The sequence below is a fragment of the Desulfobacter sp. UBA2225 genome, from assembly GCF_002348205.1.
In the GTDB taxonomy this organism is placed as follows: Bacteria; Desulfobacterota; Desulfobacteria; order Desulfobacterales; family Desulfobacteraceae; genus Desulfobacter; species Desulfobacter postgatei.
On record NZ_DDYV01000206.1, the window covers coordinates 1 to 3927 of the forward strand.

The following is a 3927-nucleotide window of genomic DNA, read 5'->3' on the forward strand; positions in this document are numbered from 1 at the left end:
CCTAAGTTAGAGTCTGACCAAAATTCGTCGATCGTCGACTCTCCTCCACATTGTACCACCAATTCCACCCACAATCCGCCACGCCCCCATACTCACATATAACTATTTAATTTTAAATCAGGTACACCGCCCTCCCCCCCGACACAACCCTATATCTTAAAAAAATATTCTTTTTTTTAACTTGACTTCTCTTATATTTTTCGTAAAAGTGGCAGCTATGTGGGTGCAAAGTGGATGTAGCATTCTATAGAAAAGGCCGCTCAAGTGTTTCGATCCAATTCCTGTCATACAATTGATGACAAAGGAAGACTCATTATCCCGGCACGATTCAGAAAAGTGCTCAAAGCGGAGGATGAATACGGAATAGTGGTCTCATGCAAGGACGGCTGCATATTTGCGTTTACCTTTACTGAATGGAAGGCTATTGAGGATCGTTTAAAAACGGCTAAGACCTCAGCCATGCAGAGGTTCAAACGCTTTTTCCTCGGAAATGCCTGCCCACTGACATGCGACAAGCAGGACAGGGTGTTAATTCCCCAGAATCTAAGAACCTATGCAGGGATAAACAAAGAGGTTGTTCTTGTGGGTGTTCTGGATCGGTTTGAAATCTGGGCCAAAGAAAAATGGGAGCAGGAGCAGAAGGCAATGGAGCAAGAGCTTGAGCGGGAGGAAGTCAGAGAAGAGATTGCTTCCATAGGGTTGTAATATGGGTTTTGAACATATCTCTGTCATGCCGAATCAGGTGCACTCATATCAGAATCTTAAACCCGGAGATATATGTGTGGACTGTACCCTCGGCGGATGCGGACACGCGATGTCAACGCTCAAGGCCATAGGTTCCGACGGGTTGCTCATCGGCATTGATCAGGACATGGATTCCATTGCCAACGCCCGAAGCACACTTCATCTTTTCGAAGACAATATCCGGCTGTACCATAATAACTTCAGTGATCTCCCCGACATTCTCAAAGATGCCGGCATTAATGGAGTTAACAGCATCCTTCTCGACCTGGGCTTTTCACTCAACCAATTGACCCAAAGCAAACGAGGGTTCAGTTTTAAAAAAGACGAACCGTTGGATATGCGGATGGATGTCCGCAATTCGTTAACCGCACACCAGGTGGTAAATACATATTCGGAAAAACAATTGGCTGATATTTTTTTTACATACGGGGAAGAACGCTTTTCAAGACGGATGGCAAGGGCAATCACTGAAAAAAGGGCCAGTCCCCCCATCGCCACCAGCCTTGAACTGGCCAGGGTCATTGAGGAAGCCGTACCTGCCGGTGCAAAGGCAAAACAAAAAATTCATCCGGCCACCCGGGTGTTCCAGGCCCTGCGCATTGTAGTCAACCGAGAACTTGAACGCTTAGAAAAATTCATGCAGGCGGTTCCTTCGATGCTCGTAAAGGGCGGACGTGTGAGTATCATCACGTTTCACTCCCTGGAAGACCGCATTGTCAAACAGCGGTTGCGGGCCTTTGAAAAAGGATGCACATGCCCAAGACAATTTCCCCAATGCATATGCGGGTTTGTAAAACAAATGGAATCCGTTACCAGAAAACCCGTGACAGCAGATCCGGACGAACTTAAAGCAAATCCCATGGCAAGAAGCGCAAAGCTGCGGGTGGCCAAGAAAATATAGAAAAGGCAATCCAGCTGTGAACACACCACAACAACAGATTGATTCCATCCAGAACCGAAAAGGACTGCTGTGGTTTTTTCTTATCATGGTGCTGGCAGCCGAGCTTATTTGCAACGCCTGGATCAGGAGCGAATCCAACCAGGCCATGATCATGATTGCAAAAACTGAAAGCCGGATCCGGAATCTGACAGATTATCGCCAGGCCTTGGGCATGGAAATAGAGCGCCTTAAATCCGAAGCACGGATCACCCATATTGCCCGCACCCAGTTGGGACTGGCACCGGACATCTTTAATAAAACCATTTACCTGCCCAAAGGAACGAACTGAATGGCGGCAAACCCTTGTGAAAAAATCGGTTTACGGATTTGTTTTATCCGTTTTTTTCTGCTGCTGTGCCTGGCAGGTATTGTCATCCGCTCCTTTGATATCCAGATTCTCCAGGGTAAAGCGCTTAAGAAAAAAGCTGAAAACACCTATGTCCGGCGGATCACCATCCAGGGTGACCGAGGACTGATCCTTGACCGCAACTCAAATAAACTGGGTGCCAGCACCGAGGCCCCCGACATCACCGCCGATCCCACCCAGATCGCAAATGTCCGGCAGGCGGCAGGTCAACTGGTACAGATCCTTGGCGGTAGTCAGGCTGAAATAGAGAAAAAACTTTCCCAGAAACGCCGGTTTGCGCTTCTGGCAAGGAGGGTGGCGCCTCATAGGGCAGACGAGGTAAAAAAGCTGAACATTGTCGGTATATATATACAGGATAACTCCAAACGGTTTTACCCCAACCGGAGCCTGGCAGCCCAGGTCATCGGATTCACAGGCAAAGATGATCACGGCCTTGAGGGGCTTGAATTCTCATATAATGACTTTCTGGAAGGCCTAACCCTGAAGACAGAAGAATACAGGGACGGCCAGGGAACAGTCCTTGATACGGGAAAAAAGAAGCGGGAAGGCCTTAAAGGATCCACTATTGTTTTAACCCTGGATAAGAAAATCCAGTTTTTCAGCGAACAGGCCCTTGAACAGGCCGTGAAAGAACATCGAGGAACATCAGGCATGGCTCTGGTGATGCAGCCGGCCACCGGTGAACTTCTGGCCGTGGCCCATTACCCGGAATTCAATCCCAACAACTATGGCGATTTCAGCAGGAAGCGGTACAGAAACAGGGCGGTAGCCGACCCCTTTGAGCCCGGTTCCATTATGAAGGTGATCACTGTGGCTGCGGCCATTGAACGGGGCATGCCTGCCACAACCATTATCAATTGTGAAAAAGGCCGTTACCGTATTGGCAGATCCGTGATCCATGATACCCATCCCTATGATTATCTGACCCCGGGCCAGATTGTAAAAGTTTCCTCCAACATCGGGGCTGCAAAAATAGCCCAGGATGTAGGTCCAAAGGCCATGAACTACTATCTGAATGCCTTTGGATTCGGCACAAAAACCGGAATCAACTGCTCTGCAGAAAGTTCGGGCGTTCTTCTGCCTTTGAACCGCTGGACAAACATTGATGCAGTGGCCATGTCGTTTGGCCAGGGCATGTCGGTGACGGCGCTTCAGCTTGTAAGTGCCGTATCAGCCATAGCCAACGGCGGCAAACTGATGAAACCCATGCTGGTTAAAAAAATCCTTTCAAATTCAGGTGAGATTATCCAAGACAATAAACCCTGTGTGATCCGTCAGGCTATTTCTGCCAAAACTGCAGGGATTGTAAAAGAGATGATGTCCACAGTAGTCGAGGAAGACGGGACCGGAACCAAGGCAGCCATCCCCGGTTACCGGGTATGCGGAAAAACCAGCACAGCCCAGAAAGCAGACAAAGAGACAAAGCGTTACTCACATTCCAAGTTCACTGCGGCATTTGCAGGCTTTGCCCCCTTTGACAACCCGGCCTTGGCCATCCTGGTGGTGGTGGACGAGCCCAGACAGAATCATTACGGCGGCATTGTGGCGGCACCGGCGTTTAAGGATATCATGGCCCGGTCCTTTAACTACCTCAATATTCCTCCCCAAACAGACATGGTCGCGGCATTACCTCGGGAGGTGTCCCATGCAGTTGAGTGACATCCTGAACACAATTGAAATCGTGCTCACGCCTGATCAGGAACAGGCAGGCATCGTCACCACCTCCATTTCCGATATTACCTGCGATTCCAGACAGGTGGTGCAGGGCGCTTTATTCATTGCCGTGGACGGGCACACAGCAGACGGGCATGATTATATCGCCCAGGCCTTTGACAAAGGTGCAGCGGCGGTTCTGGCCCAAAAAATCCCCCAGGGA

5 protein-coding genes are annotated in these 3927 nt (G+C 49.4%); all 5 read left to right on the forward strand.

All coding sequences use genetic code 11. From position 1 onward, the window contains the following. The first annotated feature begins 264 nt into the window (after positions 1-264). Entirely contained in the window at positions 265-705 is a 441-nt protein-coding gene (gene mraZ, locus B3D59_RS10410; RefSeq protein WP_286819597.1) for a division/cell wall cluster transcriptional repressor MraZ, read from the forward strand. Position 706: 1 nt separating this feature from the next. Then, positions 707-1645 carry a 16S rRNA (cytosine(1402)-N(4))-methyltransferase RsmH gene (rsmH, locus tag B3D59_RS10415; RefSeq protein ID WP_286819598.1) on the forward strand — a complete coding sequence of 313 codons (939 nt, stop codon included), beginning with the start codon at positions 707-709 and terminating at the stop codon, positions 1643-1645. A 16-nt stretch (positions 1646-1661) separates the two neighbouring features. Next, entirely contained in the window at positions 1662-1973 is a 312-nt protein-coding gene (locus tag B3D59_RS10420) for a cell division protein FtsL (RefSeq protein WP_277000541.1), read from the forward strand. Continuing rightward, entirely contained in the window at positions 1974-3710 is a 1737-nt protein-coding gene (locus B3D59_RS10425) for a peptidoglycan D,D-transpeptidase FtsI family protein (RefSeq protein WP_286819599.1), read from the forward strand. Continuing rightward, positions 3697-3927 (forward strand): Mur ligase domain-containing protein (locus tag B3D59_RS10430; RefSeq protein ID WP_286819600.1); only part of this gene is annotated, 231 nt, incomplete at its 3' end. The genes B3D59_RS10425 and B3D59_RS10430, both read left to right, overlap by 14 nt.

Coding starts and splice junctions, on each gene's coding strand:
- rsmH (WP_286819598.1), top strand. CDS start 707: ATGGGTTTTGAACATATCTCTGTCATGCCGAATCAGGTGCACTCATAT.
- B3D59_RS10425 (WP_286819599.1), top strand. CDS start 1,974: ATGGCGGCAAACCCTTGTGAAAAAATCGGTTTACGGATTTGTTTTATC.